1 protein-coding gene is annotated in these 806 nt (G+C 57.1%); it reads right to left on the bottom strand.

The window, feature by feature from the left end; genetic code table 11:
* The coding region (locus KNP06_RS15165; protein ID WP_214789507.1) for an RNA-guided endonuclease TnpB family protein at positions 1–806 on the bottom strand (806 nt) is incomplete at both ends.

Genomic DNA, 806 nt, shown 5'->3' with positions numbered 1-806 from the left:
GCCTTGTATTCGATGAATGTGGCTAAGCGATGGAACGACCAGGTGTGCAGGTTCTTGGCGTTTTTACGGCTTGTTCTTGCCGTCTGTCGGATGTTCGCCAGTCTTTCGAGGCGGATGACAGAAATATGGTTCTCTTTTGCGAAGTCGACGATCTCACGGCTCACCTTGTGATCCTTGTCTCGCATCCAGCGTTGCTCTTTGTTGTCCAGCTTCTTGATCGCCTTCAGTTTCTTGTGTTGACCGAGCCCTTTCCATTTCGCCCGGAACTTGCGTTTCATGTACTTGTTCTCGCGCCCGTTCCCGAAAAAACGCACCTTGTCACAGCCCGTGGACGCTACGGCAGGGACTTTCAGGCCGAGGTCGACCCCTAGCACCTTCGTTCCTGTTTTTTCTGTCGTACGAACCGTGACGGCGATCTGGGCGATCCATTTGTCCGACTTCCTCGTGATGCGTAGCGTGCCCAGTTTGTTGGCGAGGAGCGTGGCGTTCCGGTTGTCCGGGTCGACCATGTCGGCGCGGATGGCCGTCTTCTTCACGTTCCCCTCGATGATGATCGGGAGGGAGACCGACTCGAAGTCGAACGAGTAGTTCTGGTTGTTCCAGGTGCAGTACGGCTTCTTGAGGACCGGGACGTCCTGGATGGCCTGGTTCTTGACGGCGCTCGGCAGGTCCGCCGTGACATGTTTGCTCGTCAGTTTCAAGCTCTCCCGGGCCTGCACCATGGCCGCGACGAGCTGGTTCGCCGTGCGGATGTAGGTGTCCATCATCCGCTCCAAGATGGCCTGTTGCGCTTTCGTCGGATGGAG

The organism is Exiguobacterium sp. s21 (genome assembly GCF_018617975.1).
Taxonomy (GTDB): domain Bacteria; phylum Bacillota; class Bacilli; order Exiguobacteriales; family Exiguobacteriaceae; genus Exiguobacterium; species Exiguobacterium mexicanum_A.
The sequence above is the reverse complement of the archived record's forward strand: the minus strand, read 5'-3'. Positions and strand labels throughout refer to the sequence as shown.